The 18,126-nt window shown below is 63.2% G+C and carries 19 protein-coding genes and 1 pseudogene; 5 read left to right on the top strand and 15 right to left on the bottom strand.

From position 1 onward, the window contains the following. The 3 genes from K6G35_RS29690 to K6G35_RS29680 all read right to left on the bottom strand — a co-directional run bounded on the left by K6G35_RS29690 (window position 1) and on the right by K6G35_RS29680 (window position 2,882). Entirely contained in the window at window positions 1-2,073 is a 2,073-nt protein-coding gene (locus K6G35_RS29690) for a recombinase family protein (protein ID WP_058698177.1), read from the bottom strand. 136 nt (window positions 2,074-2,209) lie between these two features. Further along, entirely contained in the window at window positions 2,210-2,542 is a 333-nt protein-coding gene (locus K6G35_RS29685) for a DUF6788 family protein (protein ID WP_058698176.1), read from the bottom strand. A gap of 52 nt (window positions 2,543-2,594) precedes the next feature. Beyond that, a complete protein-coding gene (locus K6G35_RS29680) occupies window positions 2,595-2,882 on the bottom strand; it encodes a DUF5372 family protein (protein ID WP_058698175.1) in 288 nt (95 codons plus the stop codon). A 29-nt stretch (window positions 2,883-2,911) separates the two neighbouring features. On the opposite strand from K6G35_RS29680, the pseudogene ltrA reads away from it, so the two are divergent. Beyond that, window positions 2,912-3,934, top strand: a pseudogene (gene ltrA, locus K6G35_RS29675) (group II intron reverse transcriptase/maturase); the annotation flags it as partial. Between the two features lie 83 nt (window positions 3,935-4,017). On the opposite strand, the gene K6G35_RS29670 reads toward ltrA, so the two are convergent. From K6G35_RS29670 to K6G35_RS29660, 3 genes are all read right to left on the bottom strand, one after another. Continuing rightward, window positions 4,018-4,143: a hypothetical protein gene (locus K6G35_RS29670; protein WP_256333827.1), complete on the bottom strand. Its 126-nt coding sequence runs from the start codon at window positions 4,141-4,143 to the stop codon at window positions 4,018-4,020. 90 nt (window positions 4,144-4,233) lie between these two features. Next, window positions 4,234-4,716: a hypothetical protein gene (locus tag K6G35_RS29665; protein ID WP_143010732.1), complete on the bottom strand. Its 483-nt coding sequence runs from the start codon at window positions 4,714-4,716 to the stop codon at window positions 4,234-4,236. Between the two features lie 11 nt (window positions 4,717-4,727). Then, entirely contained in the window at window positions 4,728-5,729 is a 1,002-nt protein-coding gene (locus K6G35_RS29660; protein WP_058698174.1) for a PRTRC system protein D, read from the bottom strand. 1,101 nt (window positions 5,730-6,830) lie between these two features. On the opposite strand from K6G35_RS29660, the gene K6G35_RS29655 reads away from it, so the two are divergent. The 4 genes from K6G35_RS29655 (at window position 6,831) to K6G35_RS29640 (ending at window position 9,914) form a co-directional block, all read left to right on the top strand. Further along, window positions 6,831-7,985 (top strand): integrase domain-containing protein, encoded by a 1,155-nt coding sequence (locus tag K6G35_RS29655; RefSeq protein ID WP_251165168.1) that lies wholly within the window; start codon window positions 6,831-6,833, stop codon window positions 7,983-7,985. A 45-nt stretch (window positions 7,986-8,030) separates the two neighbouring features. Continuing rightward, window positions 8,031-8,612, top strand: coding sequence for a hypothetical protein (locus K6G35_RS29650; RefSeq protein WP_008648650.1), 582 nt, complete (start codon window positions 8,031-8,033; stop codon window positions 8,610-8,612). Between the two features lie 86 nt (window positions 8,613-8,698). Then, on the top strand, window positions 8,699-8,992 hold the full coding sequence (locus K6G35_RS29645; protein ID WP_008648651.1) for an HU family DNA-binding protein: 294 nt from the start codon (window positions 8,699-8,701) through the stop codon (window positions 8,990-8,992). 4 nt (window positions 8,993-8,996) lie between these two features. Next, the gene (locus K6G35_RS29640) at window positions 8,997-9,914 is read left to right on the top strand and encodes a hypothetical protein (RefSeq protein ID WP_008648652.1); all 918 of its coding nucleotides are present in this window, start codon (window positions 8,997-8,999) and stop codon (window positions 9,912-9,914) included. 90 nt (window positions 9,915-10,004) lie between these two features. Here K6G35_RS29640 and K6G35_RS29635 read toward each other — a convergent pair whose 3' ends face one another. The 9 genes from K6G35_RS29635 to K6G35_RS29595 form a co-directional block, all read right to left on the bottom strand. After that, complete coding sequence (locus K6G35_RS29635; protein ID WP_251165167.1) at window positions 10,005-10,895, bottom strand: DNA/RNA non-specific endonuclease; 891 nt, start codon at window positions 10,893-10,895, stop codon at window positions 10,005-10,007. Between the two features lie 53 nt (window positions 10,896-10,948). Beyond that, window positions 10,949-11,539, bottom strand: coding sequence for a hypothetical protein (locus K6G35_RS29630; RefSeq protein WP_008648655.1), 591 nt, complete (start codon window positions 11,537-11,539; stop codon window positions 10,949-10,951). A 94-nt stretch (window positions 11,540-11,633) separates the two neighbouring features. Further along, window positions 11,634-11,879: a hypothetical protein gene (locus tag K6G35_RS29625; RefSeq protein ID WP_251165166.1), complete on the bottom strand. Its 246-nt coding sequence runs from the start codon at window positions 11,877-11,879 to the stop codon at window positions 11,634-11,636. Next, complete coding sequence (locus K6G35_RS29620; protein WP_251165165.1) at window positions 11,876-13,126, bottom strand: DNA methyltransferase; 1,251 nt, start codon at window positions 13,124-13,126, stop codon at window positions 11,876-11,878. Before K6G35_RS29620 ends, K6G35_RS29625 begins: the two co-directional genes overlap by 4 nt. Then, window positions 13,123-14,241: a phage Gp37/Gp68 family protein gene (locus K6G35_RS29615; RefSeq protein ID WP_251165164.1), complete on the bottom strand. Its 1,119-nt coding sequence runs from the start codon at window positions 14,239-14,241 to the stop codon at window positions 13,123-13,125. Before K6G35_RS29615 ends, K6G35_RS29620 begins: the two co-directional genes overlap by 4 nt. A gap of 377 nt (window positions 14,242-14,618) precedes the next feature. Beyond that, window positions 14,619-14,987, bottom strand: coding sequence for a hypothetical protein (locus K6G35_RS29610; RefSeq protein WP_251165163.1), 369 nt, complete (start codon window positions 14,985-14,987; stop codon window positions 14,619-14,621). Then, window positions 14,974-16,200, bottom strand: a complete 1,227-nt coding sequence (locus K6G35_RS29605; protein WP_251165162.1) for a DUF1173 family protein — start codon at window positions 16,198-16,200, stop codon at window positions 14,974-14,976. Before K6G35_RS29605 ends, K6G35_RS29610 begins: the two co-directional genes overlap by 14 nt. Window positions 16,201-16,211: 11 nt before the next feature. Further along, window positions 16,212-17,672, bottom strand: a complete 1,461-nt coding sequence (locus tag K6G35_RS29600) for a 3'-5' exonuclease (RefSeq protein WP_011239937.1) — start codon at window positions 17,670-17,672, stop codon at window positions 16,212-16,214. Then, window positions 17,669-18,118 (bottom strand): hypothetical protein, encoded by a 450-nt coding sequence (locus K6G35_RS29595; protein WP_011239938.1) that lies wholly within the window; start codon window positions 18,116-18,118, stop codon window positions 17,669-17,671. Before K6G35_RS29595 ends, K6G35_RS29600 begins: the two co-directional genes overlap by 4 nt. Window positions 18,119-18,126: the final 8 nt, after the last annotated feature.

The raw sequence follows: 18,126 nt of genomic DNA, 5'->3' as shown, positions 1-18,126 counted from the left end.
TCACAGTTGAGTGTGGGAATGTTGCCCCCGAAGATGCCCTGAAGTGCGCACCCAGTCCCGCAGTTGCTGTTCCTTGACGGGATCCAGCGTGATCCACCATGGGCCCCGCCCGTCGAGCTTACGAGCGTGGACGACTTGGCGCTCAATCCAGTAATACACGACGTGTGGACTGATGCCCAGTCGGTGAGCGAGTTGCTGAACCGTGAGTTCGTCAGGCCGCATGAAGTTGGTCGCCGCAATCCCGTACCGGAAGCGGATCCATTTGACCATGGAGAGCGTGAACGATTTGCCAGTTGAACTGCGCAGGCCTTCCTGATTGAGGTGCGCAGCGATTTGCGGGTCGGACAAATGTTGCGACAGTTTGCGCACGTGCTCGACGGTTGCAGTGGGATAGCGCATCGCGTCGGCGACCGGCTTGGGCAAAGTCACGGTGGTGTCGGTACAGGTGCCGCCCTGCCAACGCACGTGTAGGACCACCTGTCTGGTTGCGGGAAGTTTCTCGACCGTAATGTCCCGGATGAGCAGTCGCAGCATGCGCTTGCGATCCTTCGCCGGGGTCGCCGGAGCACGCCAGAGGCGCGGCAGATTGCGCGCCAGTGCGAGGATCTGGGCCTTCTGTTCGGGTGTGGCAACGCGCGCCTTCTGGCTCTGGAACTGGGCGGCTTCCGTCTTGATCGCTGCGAGGCGAAGCATCGCGTCATTCCAGCGCCGCTCGAGGGTGCCCGTGACCAGACGGTTGGCGGGATCGCATTCCTGATAGCGACGCTCGGCAAGAGCGACTTCATACTCGGCGCGTTCGATGCGCATATGCCACTGACGCATGATGGCCTGATCCCGCTGCTCGAGTTCGTTCAGGGCGGTCACGGCGAGTTCGAGTTCGGCTGGCCGCAGGGCCGCGAGCATCGCTTCGCCGATCGCGTTGTCGAGCAGGTCGCTGCGCACGCTCATGCAATCTCTGGTCGCTAAACCCTGGCGGCGCTGCGCATTGCACAAGTACATTGGGTAGATGCCACCGTTACCCTGGTAGCGCACGGTCAGCGCCCGACCACAGCAGCCACAGATCAGCATCCCCTGAAGCAGCGCCAATCCTTCACGCGCCGGACCGCTGAGCACGGTGCCTTCACCGTTGGTCCGGTTGCCCGCCAGGCGTGCCTGGTTCCGCTCAAACTCCTCCGGGCTGATGTATCCCTCGTGATGGTCGGGTAGATGGACGCGCCAGTCTGCCTTGGGTACCGGCTGCACGCGCTTATGCACCTCCCCCTGTGGCGTGATGCGCTGGCGGTACTGGTACCGTCCAAAGACATAAATGCCCGCATACGAAGGATTCTTGATCAGGCCGATCACGCGCTCATGGCTCAGGCGCCCCCAGATGAGCCGGCCCGCCCAGGCGCCGCCATAGGCGCGCTTCGGAAAGCGCAGGCCATCTTCGGCAAAGCGCTTGACGACCGCGTATGCGCTGCCGGTCTCTCGAAAGAGACGAAACACCAACTGCACGGCGCCGCGCACCTCGTCATCGGGATCCAGGACGATGTGGCCTTCGTCGTCATAGCACAACCCAACCGGGAGCGGAAAGCGCAGCTCACCCTTCTGCGCCTTGTTGAGCTTGCCGCCTTGGAGGCGCCCGCGCAAAAAGTGCAGTTCCGCCTGTGCCATTGTGCCTTTGAGACCGAGCAGCAGGCCGTCGTTGAAGTCGCCTGGGTCGTAACAGCCATCGGCGTCGATTACCAGGGTATGGGTGAGGGCGCACAACTCGAGCAGGCGATGCCAGTCCAGATTCGAGCGCGCCAGGCGCGAGACCTCCAGCGCAAACACGGCGCCCACGTGCCCCATCGAGACATCTGCCACCAGCGTCTTGAAGTCCTCGCGGCCCGTCATCTGCGCGCCTGACTGACCGAGGTCCCGATCCAGGATCCGGATCGACGTTTGTGGCCAGCCCAATGCCAGCGCTTTGTCGCGCAACGCATACTGGCGCTCCGTGCTCTCCTGATGGTGTCGCACCTGGGCCAGCGTCGATTGGCGGATATAGATGTACGCCGGCTTGCTCTGATGTTGGGGGGTGATCTTGGTGTTCATCGACGGCCTCCTCGGTCAACTCCAGCGCGGGCTCTGCGATGAGCCAGGCTTCGAGCATGTTGGCGATGAGTACGCCGGCCGATTGCAGGTCGATGGAGTTGGTGAGCGACAGCGGCGACTGGCTCACCGACGCCCCTTATAGCGCCTCGCGGCGGCGTAATAGTTCGCGATTGATCTCGCAGATCTCCTCGATGATCTCGCGGACCCGGTGATAGTTCGCCAGGTGTTCGGTGACGTCGGCGTAATCGGCCTGTGGCACGTAGTCCATTTGTGGTCGGCGCCCGGGAAAACTCACCGACAAGTAGTACTTGGGGCCATGACCTGGGCCATCGGCGCACTTGCAGCCGGGCTTGCCGCAGCGCTTGTAGCGTTCGATGAGCGAGCCCCGCAAGAGCGTGTCCAACGCCGGCATTTGCTTGAGCAATTGCGCGCGACGCCTGCGTAATGTTGACGACGGAATATCTTCCATTGGCGGACCACGTTAAAAACTGGTCTGATAGTAGGGCAATGAAATGCATTGATCAAGCTCCTTTGGTTGATGACTTCTTGGAGGACGAAGCGGCAAGCTGGTCGATCAACGCGATCAGCTCCAGCAGCATGCCCAGATCGAAGCGAGACACAGGGATCTCGCAATCGTCTTCGACGGCAGGCGCGCCCCAGTCGGTCCATTCGCGGGCAATGCTGAAGCTGCCGCGCTCGACATGACCCAGTAGCAATGTGTCGACGCCTGTCACCCGGCGCGTCTTCAGGACCGGAAAACGCTGGCCCCGGAGCGGATGAAACGGATGGCGGATCTCAGCCCATCCCAAATGCTCGTTGAGCGCTTGTGCAGTTCGCGCTGACCGTCCCCTCTGCGCTCGACAGGTTCGTCCAGCAGGCAGTGTTGCAGGTGCTGCAAAGGCAGTGGGACCCGACGTTCTCGGACTCCAGTTACGGCTTCCGTCCGGGACGCTCGGCGCATCAGGCCGTGGAGCGCGCACAGGGCTACATCCAGGCAGGGCATCGCTGGGTTGTAGACCTCGACCTCGAGAAATTTTTCGATCGCGTGAACCACGATATCCTGATGAGCCGGGTGGCGAAGCGGGTCAGCGACAGGCGCGTCCTGAAGCTGATCCGCTCCTTCCTGACGGCAGGTGTGCTGGAGAACGGGCTGGTTGGTGCAACGGACGAGGGCACGCCCCAGGGCGGTCCGCTGTCACCGTTGTTATCCAATCTGTTGCTCGACGATCTAGACCGCGAGCTTGAGCGACGCGGACTGCGCTTCGTGAGGTACGCAGACGACTGTAACGTCTACGTGCGCAGCGAACGCGCGGGCCAACGGGTGATGGGTGGGCTGAAAGCCTTCCTCACCAGCAAGCTGAAGTTGAAGGTCAACGAGGCGAAGAGCGCGGTCGCCCGGCCACACACTCGGAAGTTTCTGGGCTTCACCTTCTTGGGGCGGGAGCAGGTCAGAAGGCGCATCGCGCCCAAGGCCCTGGCTCGCTTCAAGGATCGGGTCCGGGAACTGACGCAACGCTCGCGCGGGATCAGCGTCGACCAGTTGATCGGCACGCTGAAACGATATCTGACGGGCTGGCGTGGCTACTTTGGTTTCTGTGAAACGCCCAGCGTGCTCAAGCAACTGGATGAATGGACCCGACGCCGCCTACGCTGCTTCTTCTGGACGCAGTGGAAGCGTGGCCGGACCCGATTCCGGGAGCTAGTTGCGCGAGGCGTGGACCGCAACCTTGCCGCACAAACGGCGGGTTCGCCCCACGGTGTCTGGCGCCTAAGCCACAGCCCGGCACTGAACAAGGCGCTGTCGAATCGTTACTTCCGCTCGTTGGGCCTTCCGTCGCTGGGACCATCGCCGATCAACTGATCCGAACCGCCGTGTACGGACCCGTATGCACGGTGGTGTGGGAGGAGGCAGGCCGCGAGGCCTGCCCCTATCCCGATCGAAGATCAGCCGCGCTTTCGGTTTTTGACGCCGTTGTAGACGACCAGGACGGCCTCCAGAAGACACCACCCAATCAGGACAGTGAAGACGAAGCGGTTAATGCCTTGAGTCGTGGACAGGTATTCAAACATGGCTCGGTATCCTCCTGTTTTCTCTGAATGCTATTAGGTTGCCACATGAAGAGGCGGAGTCAAGCGCCGCCGTGCGCCGCAGATTCTCGCTTAGCCGAATCGCGCCATTGCGTCATTGAGCGCACCGAGATCCAGTCCCGCAAGCGGATCAGGACCGTCCGCGGCAGGCTCAGATGCGGGCGCCGGTGTAGCCCGTGGCCGCTCCTGTGCATGGGCTGAGGCAACCTGCGGTCGATCCGCAGCAAGCCGGCCTGCCGCAGCCGGCGACAATGGCAGGATCGCGGCTACTGTAGCGTATGGTGCGGCGGTCTCCCGCTCCCTCGCTCCTGAGGGTTCGGGGTGAGCCAGCAGCGGTGGAGGCGGTACCGGTGCTGCAACGGTCGGCGTCGTTGCAGCAGTGGGAGGACGCAGCAGCGTGTCGGGACCAGCGCTGAGCACAAGCTGCAGCCCCCGTTGCGCGAGCAGTTTAAGCATGAACGCCCGCTCCCGAGCTCCCGGGAACTGCCGCAGATACGCGAGCAGATCAGGAGCCGAGTCGGCGGACAGCGTCACGGTCATCTGGAGCTTGTCCATGGCGGGCGTCCTCAGGCGGCCTTGGCGACTTGCCGTGCGGAACCGATGGTATAGAAGCCGCGAACGTTGGCGAAGCAGGGCGCGTCCATGATGTGGATCACGTTGTGCGGGAAGGCAGCACGAATTGTCGGGGCGTAGAGCTGGGCCCCGCCACCAGTCAGGATGATTGCCCGGATATCGTCGGTGCGGCCGACGCGTGCCTGGATTTCCTTGACCGGCTGATGGGTGACGGCCATGGCCTCTGCCAGGTAGGGCGAAACGTCCAGATCCTGACCGAAAAACACCATTGGCTTGGCGTCGCGGATGGCCTTGTCGATGCGTTCGATGCTGTCGGTGGGATGCCCACGGTCAGCCGAGATGAGGCTTGCCACCTGTTGGTAGATGCGCGCGACGCCTCCAGGCACCCCGCCGCTTCGCGTGTCGTCCATGGTGTAGCCACGCGCCACCACCCAATCGGTTGTGAAGTAGCCGACATCGATCACCAGGTATGCGTTCTCAGGGTCGTACTTCTTGCCGTTTTGCTGGATGTACGTAATCAGCGTGCCCAGCGGCTGCGGCAGCGGGAGCACGCTGTTGATGTGAACGTCGCCCCACCCAAAGTTATGGGTGCCGGTGAAACGGTCCTTGAGGTAGGCAGCGTACTTCAGCGTATTGTGCACCGGCAGGCCCAGGACGAGCCGATCAACTTCCATGGCATTGGCATAGTGCAGCGAGCCGGCGAGCAGGGCAGCGTAGTTGGGTGTCGTTACATAATCCTCAGACAGGGAGCGACCGGTATGGACATGAGCGGCGCTCAGCGAAACATCGGGTCCGACCTCGTATCGCGCACCATCGACCTCCACATTCACTACGTTTCGAGCCCGGAAGATGCCGCCGGTATGCGCGGTGAGAGAGGACGTTGCGGCAATGGGTGCCAGCGAGGGGAACATGTTGGTTGCGATGTCCGAGCCAAGCGGAAAGGCGGACTTGGTGTTGCCGTAGCCAACATCGATTGCGACGGTCGAGATTCTCATTTGTGCTCCTTGGCGATTCATTGAAGTGGATGGCTCCGATGTGTCGAATGTCCTTCGTGTTCCGAGCAAGTGGGACTTTGTACCTCCGAGCCCCATTCACTCGCCTCAGGTCGGTGGGAGCATCTGGGACTTGGTCGGACTTTGTCGGTCTTGCTTTGAGAGCGTCGGATTAGATGGCACATCGACATAGCCCACTCTACCGTCGGAAAATCGAAGTCAAGTCGCCGAAAGCTCGCGATTTTGCAGTGGCAAACGTTGCCGTTTGGCCCATGCCTGGTATATGCTTCGAGCACTTACCGCGTCCCCGACGCATCGACCTCGCCGCCAGTTGCGCGGCAAATCCAGCACGCAAAACCCCGACATTCGGGCCTTGCGATCGCCAGTTGTTCACGCCGGAAATTGAAACGGCATTTTTTTCAATTAAATCAAATGGACCGTGTCGGATAGTGAGGACACCGGACACCGCGATACCAAGCCGATTGGCGGTCTGTTCGTGAAAATAGACCGCAGTGTGGACAATTCCGAAGCCGGACACCGGACAGGTGCTCTGTGGAAATTCCGCGTATGCCCGACACCCTTACAGCCGCGTGGCTGGGTGCGGATCACGAAGCCCGACACACTGCGGCGGGGATGATCTGACTTTGGGGTGGGGAGCTGCTTTGCGTGCCGAATGACGGCGAACGCAGGCTTCTGAGCAAATATCGATCCGGGGGGCGCCACCGGTACCAGAACGGCGCAACAGGTAATCACCCATCACGGCAAAGGCCGCAGGCGTGTGGACGCAATCCACGCGAAGGCAGGCTCGCATCCAGAGATGCACCGGATAGGGTGGCCGCGTAAGCGGCGCGTGAGGCGAGAGCCTTGCGTGTTCGCGAAGCGGACGGTCACGACGCATTGCTTCCATGCTCAGGGCCGATCGGTTTGGCATCGCTAAAGGACCGGAAGAGTGGTTGTAGGACCGGCAGGGTGGGCCGGCAAGCTGGGGGTGGTACCCCGGTGCACCAAGCGGGCAGGGCCAATTCGGGGTTGGCGCCGCCGAGAATTGGGTTGCGCAGATTTGCGCGGCCGGCGGTATGCGCTTAGCGCGAATCGGAATCCTTCATGCTGAAGACAATTAACCTTCGACCGATCCTGGACCAGTACAACCTCCCCGAGCGTTTCAAGGCCGAGTTTGCGGTGTTGGCGAGCGAGCACCTCCACCTACCGCATAGCGGCACGCGAGTCAGCGGCCGGTCGCTCTCGCAAATGTCTCAACGCCAGAGGGCGCAGGCGCTTCTTGCGATGATGGTGGAGTTACGGCGCATCGGTGGCATGGCGGTGACGTCGCCGTATGCAATCCGGCAGAAGCACGTTCGCTGGCTTGTCCGCTACTGGGTAGAAGATCGCAAGCTGAATGTCGGCACTGTAGAGTTGCGGCTGACGCATCTGCGCGCCTTCATGTCGTGGATGGGCAAGGCCAACATGGTGGGGCGGATCGACGACTACACGGCGCGCCCGGAGGGTTACGTTCGCGGCTACGTCGCCAAAGAAGATCGGTCCTGGGAAGGCAAGGGGATCGATGCTCTGGCGAAGATTGCCGAGATTGAGGTGACGGATCGGCACGTCGCGCTGCAGCTGAAACTTGAGGCCGGATTTGGATTGCGTGCGAAGGAAAGCTGGCGGCTGCGTCCTGCTCTGGACATCCTTCCATCGGGCATGCTGCATGTCCACGATGGCACCAAGGGCGGCCGGCCGAGACGCGTGCCTATCGAATTCGACTGGCAGTACGACCTGCTAGGGCAGGCCGCGCGCTTGGCGCAAGCGACCAATCCTGGGAGGGAGTCGCTCATCCCGGCGACCTATACGCAGAAGCAATGGCGCCGGCGTTTCTATACGGTGTTGGAGAAGCATGGTGTCACCAAGAATGGCGCTGGCGTGACGGCACACGGGCTTCGCCACCAATATCTGCAGCAGATGTACCAGCGTCACAGCGGGCAGCCCGCTGCCGTCAAGGGCGGGGGCAAGGTTGAGGACGCGGCTGCGCACCACGAGGCCATGCGAAAGGTGGTGGAGGCCGCAGGCCATAGCCGCGCGACAAAGGCCAACGCGTACTTGTCGACGTATGCAACGCAGCGCGCCCAGGACAGGCCCGAACCCACGGTCGCAGAGATCGAGGCGGCAATTGCGCAAGCCGACGGTAACAAAGCCGCTGCGGCGAAGGCATTGGGCATTTCGCGCGCCAAGCTGTATCGCGTATTGTCGAAGTGGGACACGTAATGGCCGATATTGTGGGTGGTGGCAAAACAGAGGCTTAGATGACCCATGTATGTAGACAAACTCTACTCTGACGATGCGCTTCGCCGCATCCTAGCCAATGGCGTCGCGGCAAACTCAACCGCCGAATGGCCCTGGCTTCCCATTTCCTCCCCGGCGTGGCCGTCGGCTCGCCGGCGAGGCCTGCGCACTAGTTGGGGTGGCATTCTGCTTTATACCTTCGATGAGTTGGAGGTTTCCGAGGTCGGTATCGAAGGGTACATCGTGGACAACCCTTTCTTCGACTTCGGTGAGATCTGGGGTGACGGCGTTGCGGTTGGCGCCTATCTGAGTGACCTGGTATCGATGCACTTCGCACTGTCAGCCAGGCGGCGGTTGAGCGGGGCCGGGTGGCAGCTCGAGGATCACGATACTGAGGCGGGAACGATTTTCCGCATTTCGTCCGCGATGCCGTCGGAGAAGGGCGATGTGTTGGGAAAGGCGTTGGGTGTAGCGCTTAAGCAGGCCGACGTCGCGCATCTTAGTCTCGCATGCCAGGGGCGCGCTTACCTCGGTGGTTTGAAGGACTTTGCGGAGCTGCCTGCGCGGCCGATAGGGGGAGAGGCGGGCTCCAGCGCCGAAAGTTCATGAAATTGGTGGGTCTTTCAAGGCAGGCGATGTAGTCGGGGCGTGCTTGAATACCCTGGCACATTCAACTCGAAAGGAGATCTACCCTCATGACGAAATCCGAACTGGTCGACGCCGTTGCGCGCAGTGTCGACGGCCTCACGAAGACCAAGGCCGAGCACGTCCTCAATGCAACGCTCGATGCCATCGTCGAGGCGGTAGGCCGCGGCGAAACCCTGAGCCTGATCGGCTTCGGTACCTTCAGCAAAGGCGAGCGTGGCGAACGCATGGCGCGCAATCCGCGCACCGGCGAGGAGATCCGGGTCGAGGCAGCCAAGACCGTGAAGTTCAAGGCGGGCCAGCGATTCAAGGACGCGGTCAACGGGGGCGCCGGTGGCCGGTGACGCGATGCATGCGGCCTCCCCACAATACGTGCCGGTCGCGGAGCTGCTCGCCGGCACCGCGGAGATCCCGCAACGCCTCGATGCGGCGACGATCCGATATCGCGGCGTCACTTGCCATGTCTATGGCGTGCTCCATGGTCTGACGGGCGGCACCAATCGCCAGTACAAAGCTCTGGTCGAAGACGCGATCGAGAATGCCCCGGGAGAGCTTGTCTTTGGCGAGACGAAGTTCGCGAAGCTGTACCGGGGCATCCAGGTCGAGATGGACGACTGGACAGAGATCCCACTGCGCGATGCATTCCGGATGCAGTTCAAAGCCGCTCTCACGCCGATGCGCATGTTTATGGTGGCCGCCGGCATGCGGCGCGAGCGGCGGACGATGGCGGACCGCTTCGGAGCGAACGGGTTTCGTCGTCTCCAGGACATCGGTGGCTCTGCCGCCTTCCATGCGCTCTCGCCCGACGAGCGGCGCAGGATTGCCGGCTTTCCGGAGCCCTACGCCTATCTCGTGGAGAATTGCCGGCGGCGGGCGGGCGTGGGTGATCGCTGCGGGCCTGTGTTTCCGGATCCTGATTGGCGCTGGCTTGCGATGATCGAGCCTGAGCTCAACATCCCGTTGCGAAGCGTCTTCATGCTGGAGTTCGCAGTGGAACGGGCGAGGGTGTTGGGGGGCAGTGAGATATCGATGTTCGTGGGCGAGATTCACAACTCCGACATGGTGTGGCTGGCGGGCTTCGACGAGTCCGCGGTGGACCCGAAGGTACGGGACATGGTGGACAATGTCCGCTGGCGCGCTATCGAGCTTGCGCGCGCGCCGCGGCGCCCTTCCCGGCTCCGCTTCGTTCTGGCTTCGCTGGCGGGGGCATCCATCCCGCTATCGTTGTACTTCGGCCTCGGAACGTGGCTTTGGGCACGAGGCTGACTGTAAATCGGCCAGTATGAAAGCGAAAGGCGCGTCAAAAGGCGCGCCTTTCGTCTTTTTTGAAAGGAACATGTTCCTTCCGGCGGGATGCTACCGCGCGTAGGCCAGCATGAGCGTGGCCAGCGCACCGGCGTGCTGAACCAGCCCACCGAGGGATTCAGCCGCATCCCCTGCTTTGTCGTTTCCAACAAGCCAGGCAAATGCGACACGGCGAACCGCCTTCTCCCCCGGATGCGGTGTCGGCGGCGGTAGATTCAATGCGACGCCTCGCTTTGTCGGCGCCAGAGCGGGGAACGGATCGATGCCGGTGAAGTGCGACAGTTCGCTAATGCTGATGACGCTGTAGGCTTGCGTCGCATCGTTACGGACGACGTAGGCCGCAGCGCCGACGCCCGGCACATAGATTGCCTTCCACAAATAGTCCGGGATGCGCACGCGGCCGTTCAGCATTCGGGCGGCATTGGTGAATGCCGGACCGGTCACGACATGGATGGCGCCATACTGACGCGCGAGCTTGCGCGTCGATGTCTCGATATGGCTCCAGGTCCTCCGGTTCGACGTGCTGTTCTGAGGCACGACGTTGGCGAGGCTGAAGCTTTCGGCCTGAGACGCCTTGTCTCCGAAATCACCGCTCGGGACAAGGTGGCCACGGTCGTATCCAGATCGTACGAAGTCTCGCAGCTGCGCACGCTCGCCAGCCGGCAAGCGATCTTCTTCATAGAAATCACTGTCGCGCGGCAATGTGCGGGCCGCATCCGCCGCGGCGGCGGTCAGGCGTTCCGCGGACCATAGGGCCGTGCGGGTCTGCGGCGAGTAGAGGACTGCGTACGCGCGGTAGCAGAGAAGCTTGGTGTTGGCGGCAGGACGGCTGGCCGCGGGCTTGCCGGCCTCGAGGATGTTTCCGCATTGCGCGGCGTCCTTGGCGGAGGCGGCTGCCGCGGTGACGGCGAGGAGAAGGGCGACTGTAAGTTGACGGATCATTGCTGGGAGGGCGTCATTGAACACGCTCCCAGCTTGCCCTTTCTGGGCCAAAGTCAAGGCTGCCAGTGATCGGGGAGGCCATCGATAGCCTTACCAATGAACTCGTGCAGATCCAGAAGCGGCCAGTCCTTGTCGGCGAGGGATTCTTCGGCGATCTCCGCGCACAGTGCCGGCACATGATCGAAGCGGATCATCGGTGCGCCATCGATATAGATGATCTTCGCGCGCTTCAACAGTTTCTGGTATCTCGCCGCCTGGGAGATCACGGTCTCCGGTGGATCTACGTGCTTGAACTCGTACCCTGGCTGGGCAAGCGCCGCGGCCATGGCGGCAAACTTGGGTCCGACCGTCTCCCAGTCGGAGGTCGTTGCCGCCAGCAGATTCAGGAAGTAGGGGATGTCCGATGCGGTGAGCGCGCGCCGCGACATCATTGAGACCGCGTTCTGGTCGGCTGGGCGGTGCTCGACGCGGCTATTCCAGATCGCGCTGAGCGTCGTGAACGCGGTGTCCTTGTCCGCAGAGTCCAGGCGAACAGGAGGCGTAGAAATGCCGCATTCTTCACATACGATAACTGCCTGGAGCCGGCCAGAGATGTAGGTCGGGGCGCCGTCGCAGTGGGCGCATTGGAGGAGGCCGCTGGGCATGGGGAGAATCAGGATCGGGAAATGCCGGCATTATGCCTGCCCGCATCCTGTGCCCAACGGTCGGGCGCGACGGACTGTGCGAAAGGCGGCCGGGCTAAGGGACGTCGGCCGCCAGATAGTCTGCCGTCGTATTCAGGAGTTCCTGCAGCGCGGTGTCCTCGAAGCCCTGCAGGATTTCGGCATGGTCGCGAAGCGCGGCGCCAATCTGCCAGAATTCATTGAGCCAGTGGCCAGGCGGACCCATGGGGCCGCCCAGCTGCCCGGTCGCGATGGCACCGCGGATGGCAAGGACGGTTTCGGGTTCGGGGTATTCGCGTTCGTTGTCGTCGTGCTGCGTCATTGTCGTTTGGGTTGAGTGGCCCATTGCATGGCCGGGTGCATCTGAAAGCCGTCGAACTGGCGGAACAACTCGGCGGCACCGCGCGCGTATTGCAGGATCCATTCCGTTGCGATCCAGCGCCGGCCTAACCTCTCGGCGGCCAGACCGGTGCGAATCGTCCCGCCAAATGGATCGACCACAAGGTCGCCTGGCTGTGACAGGAACCGCGTGAAGAAGTCGGGGATGTCGGTGGGCTGCATCGCGCCGTGGGTCGGCAAGCCGAGTGCCTGGGCGGCACGGCGATAGGCGCGAGTGTCCGAGCAGCTGTGGCCGCGCTCGATGACGTTGCGGGGCAAACGCCCGGCCGTTTGGTTGCCGAAGGCGCTCTGCCGAATGCGATAAGCGCCATCTCCGTACACGGCGTTGCGTGTCTCCCCTCCGGCGGCGATCAGTCGCTGGTGCCGTTCGGTGTGGGCTTGGAGGATCTGGCGGTTATCGGCCCGCACGCAGGCGGGATCATTTGTGAACCAGAGCACCGGCTCGTAAGCCGATGTGAGCTGGACGTGTTCCACGCAGGCCCATCGCGTGGGCCCCGGCGGCTTGCTGTAGTTCACCCAGGGCACCCGGCCCATCAGCGACAGGCCGAGCCGGTCGTGCAGTGCCAGTGTCAGGCGCTCGATATAGAGGGAGCGGGCCGGACTGCGCGGCTCGAAGATGTCGTTCGACACGTTGAGTACGATGCTACCGCCGGGCACCAGCCCTGCAACGATGGGTTCGAGCGCCTCGCACAGGAAATCGACGTATTGCGCCTCGGTGGGATTTCCATAGGCGCGCGCCTGGCGCAGCGGATATGGCGGCGACGTGACGCACAGCGCAATCGGCTCGCGGAGGCCACGAAACACGTCTTCGTGGCGCGCCCACACGGCCATTCCGAGCGTGGTGCTGAAGGCGACCAGCCGCACGCCGTCAGCGGCGCGATCCAGCTCCTTCGTCACCGGCTGCGTCAGCTTCCAGAAGCCGGCGCGGTCGGCCACTCGCTCCACGATGCCCATGGACTTCAGCGTCTGCTGGTGCCAGCGCACGGCGCGCTTGAAAGGGCTGTGCAGTGCGCCCGCGGCGCCGACCGGGATTCTGGCGGAAGCTTTGTCGACGCCGATGCCGGCCGCAGTCGCGACTGCTTCGTACAGATGCGCGGTGGCGATGCCTTCGGGGGGCGCCTCGGCGAACGCCGCCGCGACGTGGCCAAACAGGCTCAGTTGATCCATCATTTCGAACGCGCCAGTGCGCGTCCGCAGGCAGCGCCGACGTCGAGTGATGTCAGAGGGAAGGCGTCATGGACCACCCCGTCCAGCAGCCGGCCGGAGGCCTTCTTCCCGACAGCGTGCATCACGGTCACTGGAAAGCTCCCTGCGTCGCGTGCGCGTATGAAATCTTCCCCGCACTCGAGCGGCACGCCGTGCCTGTCGAGGCAGATCCCGCCCGCGACCCATGTCTGCGCTTTGCTCACCCATTGCTGGAACGACGCGAACTCGCGGAATGTCGGTTTCCCCGTAGATCCGTCCACGACTGCCGTGTGCCAGTGCCCCCATTGCTTGAAGAGGTAAGGCACGCCGGCCGCCGCGCATTGGTCGCGCAGGGAACGCGCCCATGCCGGGTGCATCGGCCGGGCGCCGACGCCGCTCTCACCTCCCACGATGATCCAGTCGAGGGCGCCCGGCTCGTAGTCGTTGCCGGACGTGTGCAACAGTTCGCCGGTCGCAGAGGAGAAAACGTCGACATGGCCGAGCAGCGGCTCCATCGAAAGGAACCGCGTCTTTGCCGGCGTGCGCAGCAGCTTGGGGATATCGCGATCCGCTTCGGCCTGGTTCACGACCGTTGCACCGAGCCAGATATCGGCGGGCGCATTGCCGGCGATCCAAGTCGCCAGCCAAGGTACGAGCGGATTCTCTGCACAATCGTCGCGCAGCATCAGTGTGTTGAACGCCTCGCCGAGCCGCTTCGTAGCGTTACCGATGCGCTTGGTCAGCACGAGTTTGTCCAGATGCGGCGTCTGGCGCCAGACATCAAGCACGTCGATAAGCCATTCGATAGGCACGGCGATATCGAACACGTCGGCCAGGCTCGCGCAGAAGACGCGCTGGCGGCGGCCGTGGACCGCAGCGAACGCGGCGTGAGCAGCGTTCCACCGAAACATTTTTCGCCAGTTGGCCGTGGAGGTGCGGCGGCGCGGCGCCCCCGGTCCCCAGTTCGGGGCAACGCCCCCGCCAAAGCGTTCGTTGCGGGTTTCGGCATAGCAATGGTCGCAGCCCGGGCCTACCTTCTGGCAGCCTTCCCACGGGTTCCAGGTGTGGTCGGTCCACTCGATCTTAGTGTTTTCGCTCATGACTGTGCGTCCTCAAACATGTCGATCGTCAGGGGGTCGCGCTCGGGCCCCTCGGTCTCAGGCGGTTGCGCTGCCTTGCATTTGATGCAGGTAGGGGGCACGGCGCCATACGGTAGCCAGCCACTCCGGCGCTTCATGCGCTTGGCCGTATGGCGCGGCTTGTGTCCGCATAGCGCAAGGCCTGTGGCGAGGTCCACCAAATGCACTAGGTAGCCGCCTTTGGCTCGTGCGGCGATGGGCCCGCGGCCGATACTGACAAGCGACGGCGACTCGGCTCCAGAGGGTATGTTTTCTCGTACGATATGTTTTTCCATATGGTCGGGCTGCGTATGGAGGCGCGGGGTGTTGGGTGCAACGCGCCGGGTTACCTCATCAGCCTATCGAGGCGGCAACGAAGTCAAGACTTGCGGCGTAATGCCGTAACGGTCGGCAGCAGCGCGGAGTTGCTCGGCGTCGATGCGACCTACGGTGATTGCCGTTAGGACCTCGCGGGCGAAACCGTGGAAAGCCTGCAGTTCGTTGCCGATGATTTCGCCGACGAAGAGGTAGAGCCCATCTGGCATCCTGCGTACGAGCGTTGTCTCCCGCGACATGCGAAGCAGCAACGATTCGGCCACATCGGGGCCAATCTGCAAATGCCGCTGCAGCAGCGCTACCGAGGCGGCGCGAAAGCGCTGGACCAGATCCAACGCGCCGGCGTATTCACGGTCAACCAGCGCTGCCGATGCGATATCAGGCGCCGTCATTTCTTCGGTTCGCGGGTGGCAGATGGACGCTGGCGACCGGACCGGACTTGACGTTCCACTCAAGGAACGGAACGCCTGAGGCGCGGTACTGCGACCGCTTCTCGGCAATGCGCGCGTCATAGTCTGCATTGCCGGACATGCCGAGGACCTCGATGACCACCTCCGGAGCTGCATCGGTCAAGATGAAGTCCGGGTGAGTGGCAGCCCGGCCGATATGGCGCAGCGGCTTGCGGAACGCCCGACGCTCGGCGATCAGGCGATCGGCCATGGCGATTTCATGCGACGAGTCACACGGCACGAAATGGCTGTTGGTCAGCATCGCCGCGACGTCGACCACCCGCAGATAGCCGCCCTTGGACATCTCTACCAGTAGGATTGCAACGCAGCGCTGGTCGTCCCTGCCCACGGCGGACAAGGCGCTGCCAAACGAACTCTGCAGGCGCGCATAAAGGTCCGCATTGAGGAAATAGCGTTGCCGGCTCTGTCGCAATACGAGTTTGCCGCCGTACTGTGAGGGTTCGTGGGATTCAAGCTGGCCAATGACGATGCCGCGCGGGTTGCCGGCGGCCGTGGGGGTGAGCCGGGCCTGCCAAGCGTCGAACTCGGCAAGGATTTCCGCTTTGCGACTGGGATCCCATCGCTGAACGATGTGGAGCAAACCGTCGGCAGACGTCCCGTTGATCCGGCATCCCGCAAGTTCGGTGGTCAGTTGTGACCAGCAAGCCGTCCAACCGCGATAGCCGGTTCCGGGCCACACGTTCAGCCCGGCCTGCTCCCAGGCATACTCAAGGAACGCCAGCAGCCCGGCGGAGCGCCGCTGGGGCTTGCTGCTTTGGCCCTGCGCAGACCGCTGGACGGTTGCCGCTGGCGTACGCGTGCTGACGCTCAGCGCTACCCCGAGCCGGATGTCATGATGGCCGTCCTTGAGCCGGAAGGCATCGAGGTCATCGGCCGGCCCCGACTTGGCCAGCGTCTGCCGGTTGAACGGGCAGGCCGCCGCGTGTTGGTGCGCCTGTTCTGGCCATCGGGCAAGCAGAAAAATGTCCCGGTGGCGGCGGATCACGAGCTTCGGCCTGGGCCGTTGCGTGCCGCACCCGCATTCAGCAAAGCCTTGGATTTTCTTGGCGCGCTCGAGGTGGCGCGCGTAGCGGCCGGGGTCGTCCAGTACATCGTCCAGGGGGAACTCGTTCCCGCCAATCCGCACGGTGATCATATGTTTCCTCTCTAGACGCCGGCTTCACGGAACATCGTGTACAGGTCGCGGCGGATCTCGCTTACATCCAGTACGTGCTTGGCGCGGGTCATGGCGACGTAGAGCAGCCGCATTTCTTCCGGCGCCATGGTCAGCTTGCCGTCGTCGCCGTTCTTGAATTTGAAATCCCCTGCCAGCTGCACGCGGTCCCATTCGAGGCCTTTGGCCCGGTGTACGGTTGAAACGATGTAGTCGGCTTCGTCCTCGGGCGATACGCGGGTGAGGATCAGCCGCAGGTAATCCACTCCCTCGTTGTCGATCAGCGTGACCAGCGGCTTAAGATCCCGGCCAGCGAAAGACTCTGCATATTCCTGCACCTCTTCCCACGTTTCGAAGAGGGCGAGAGTGGCCGGATACCCGATTCGCTGGCCGCGCATGAGCTGCTCCGCCCCGTCCGCAAAGGCCCGCAGTTCGTCGACGTTGGCGCGCACCGCGACGCGATCGCCGCGGCCGATGCCTTGGGCCAGGTGAGTCAGGACCGTAGCGTTCTTTCGGCACAGAACCGCGTCGAATCGTTCTTGTCCGAGGGCGGACTCGTGCAGGATGCGGGAAGCGACTCCGTTCTGGCCGCGCACGGGCGTGTCTTCGTCCATCAGCGCGAGGACACGACTGGCCAACTGTGCGATCGCAGGCCCGAATCGGAACGACTCGGTGAGGGCGCATTCCGGCGCGCGGATATGGTCCATGGCGTTGACCGCGCCGCGCCATTCGTAGATCTGCTGGTAGGGATCACCGACGTAAATCACCTGGCATTGCTGGGCCCGCAGCACAGAGAGCATCAAGCCGTCGGCGTCCTGCGCTTCATCGAACAGGATGAAGTCGGCGCCGATGCGGGGCCTGCTGAGTTGCCAGAGTTTTACGTACGTATCGTGACCGATTGCCGAAGGCGCGGCCGGATCGAGATATTCCGACCAGAGACGTTTCACCGAAGGCAGGAGGGCTTCGCGCAGGTGCTCGGCTTCATCGTCCTTCACGATCGCGTCGACCGGGATGTGCCATGCCAGCGGCTCGGCCTGGGCCGACCGGCAAAAGCGGGCTGCTCCGTCCATCACCATGCGTGCGACCTTGCTCGGGCTCAGCTCCAGATCCTTGCCGATCGTCGTCGGCAGGTGCAGCTTGCCCAAGCCATAGCGCAGCGCCAGTTGGTGGGGCGGCTCGACGGGATTGCGCAGCTTGCGGGTGATCTCCGGGCGTGTGCCGCTATATGCAAGGGAGTGCACGGTGCGGCAGCGCGTGTTCTGCGGAAACTTGCGGGCCGCCTCGTTGGCGATCTCCTTGTTGAATGCGAGGTAGAGGCCGCGCGCGCGGCCGCGGGCTTCTGCGGCCATGCGCAACGTCGATGTCTTGCCAGCGCCGGCGTAGGCTTTGACCTTGACGGGGCCACCGCCGCGGACGGTTTCCACAACCTGTTCCTGCTCAGTGGTCGGCGTCATGCCATCTCCAAAGCGACTTGCTCGGGCATGTTCGCGAGGACGCGGCGCCGCACTTCCAGCGTGCGGGCGCGAAGCACCTCGTCGCGTCGTGCGGCCTCGCCACTGATGTTGTCTACGATGTAAGCGAAATAGAACGCGGTGGTGGGGCCTGTCCAGGCCAGCCACTTGGCGCGGACTTCGGCTTGCTGTTCTGGGGTGAGAGAGAAGTAGACCGCGCGCTTCTGCCGCCAGACACGGGCCTGGTGGTCACGCGTGGACGCTTCGAGCCGGTCCGAACGTCGCTGCCGGCGCGCCAACTCGTCATCAGCAGAATGCTGCTCGGCGGCGACATGCTCGGCGAAGAGCGGGTACCGCTCGCGCTCACGCTGCTGTTTGCGAGCGAAGGCGGCTTGGCGGCGGGTATTGAAGTTGATGGGGGAGTGGCGTCCGAATCGGGTGAATCGCATGGCGGCTA

Source organism: Cupriavidus sp. HY129 (assembly GCF_059492215.1).
This window is presented reverse-complemented; position numbering and strand designations above follow the sequence as displayed.

Bases quoted from the DNA above. Each gene is read 5' to 3' on its own strand.
- K6G35_RS29690 (WP_058698177.1), bottom strand. From the start codon at position 2,073: ATGAACACCAAGATCACCCCCCAACATCAGAGCAAGCCGGCGTACATC.
- K6G35_RS29685 (WP_058698176.1), bottom strand. From the start codon at position 2,542: ATGGAAGATATTCCGTCGTCAACATTACGCAGGCGTCGCGCGCAATTG.
- K6G35_RS29670 (WP_256333827.1), bottom strand. From the start codon at position 4,143: ATGTTTGAATACCTGTCCACGACTCAAGGCATTAACCGCTTCGTCTTC.
- K6G35_RS29665 (WP_143010732.1), bottom strand. From the start codon at position 4,716: ATGGACAAGCTCCAGATGACCGTGACGCTGTCCGCCGACTCGGCTCCT.
- K6G35_RS29660 (WP_058698174.1), bottom strand. From the start codon at position 5,729: ATGAGAATCTCGACCGTCGCAATCGATGTTGGCTACGGCAACACCAAG.
- K6G35_RS29655 (WP_251165168.1), top strand. From the start codon at position 6,831: ATGCTGAAGACAATTAACCTTCGACCGATCCTGGACCAGTACAACCTC.
- K6G35_RS29650 (WP_008648650.1), top strand. From the start codon at position 8,031: ATGTATGTAGACAAACTCTACTCTGACGATGCGCTTCGCCGCATCCTA.
- K6G35_RS29645 (WP_008648651.1), top strand. From the start codon at position 8,699: ATGACGAAATCCGAACTGGTCGACGCCGTTGCGCGCAGTGTCGACGGC.
- K6G35_RS29640 (WP_008648652.1), top strand. From the start codon at position 8,997: ATGCATGCGGCCTCCCCACAATACGTGCCGGTCGCGGAGCTGCTCGCC.
- K6G35_RS29635 (WP_251165167.1), bottom strand. From the start codon at position 10,895: ATGATCCGTCAACTTACAGTCGCCCTTCTCCTCGCCGTCACCGCGGCA.
- K6G35_RS29630 (WP_008648655.1), bottom strand. From the start codon at position 11,539: ATGCCCAGCGGCCTCCTCCAATGCGCCCACTGCGACGGCGCCCCGACC.
- K6G35_RS29625 (WP_251165166.1), bottom strand. From the start codon at position 11,879: ATGACGCAGCACGACGACAACGAACGCGAATACCCCGAACCCGAAACC.
- K6G35_RS29620 (WP_251165165.1), bottom strand. From the start codon at position 13,126: ATGATGGATCAACTGAGCCTGTTTGGCCACGTCGCGGCGGCGTTCGCC.
- K6G35_RS29615 (WP_251165164.1), bottom strand. From the start codon at position 14,241: ATGAGCGAAAACACTAAGATCGAGTGGACCGACCACACCTGGAACCCG.
- K6G35_RS29610 (WP_251165163.1), bottom strand. From the start codon at position 14,987: ATGACGGCGCCTGATATCGCATCGGCAGCGCTGGTTGACCGTGAATAC.
- K6G35_RS29605 (WP_251165162.1), bottom strand. From the start codon at position 16,200: ATGATCACCGTGCGGATTGGCGGGAACGAGTTCCCCCTGGACGATGTA.
- K6G35_RS29600 (WP_011239937.1), bottom strand. From the start codon at position 17,672: ATGACGCCGACCACTGAGCAGGAACAGGTTGTGGAAACCGTCCGCGGC.
- K6G35_RS29595 (WP_011239938.1), bottom strand. From the start codon at position 18,118: ATGCGATTCACCCGATTCGGACGCCACTCCCCCATCAACTTCAATACC.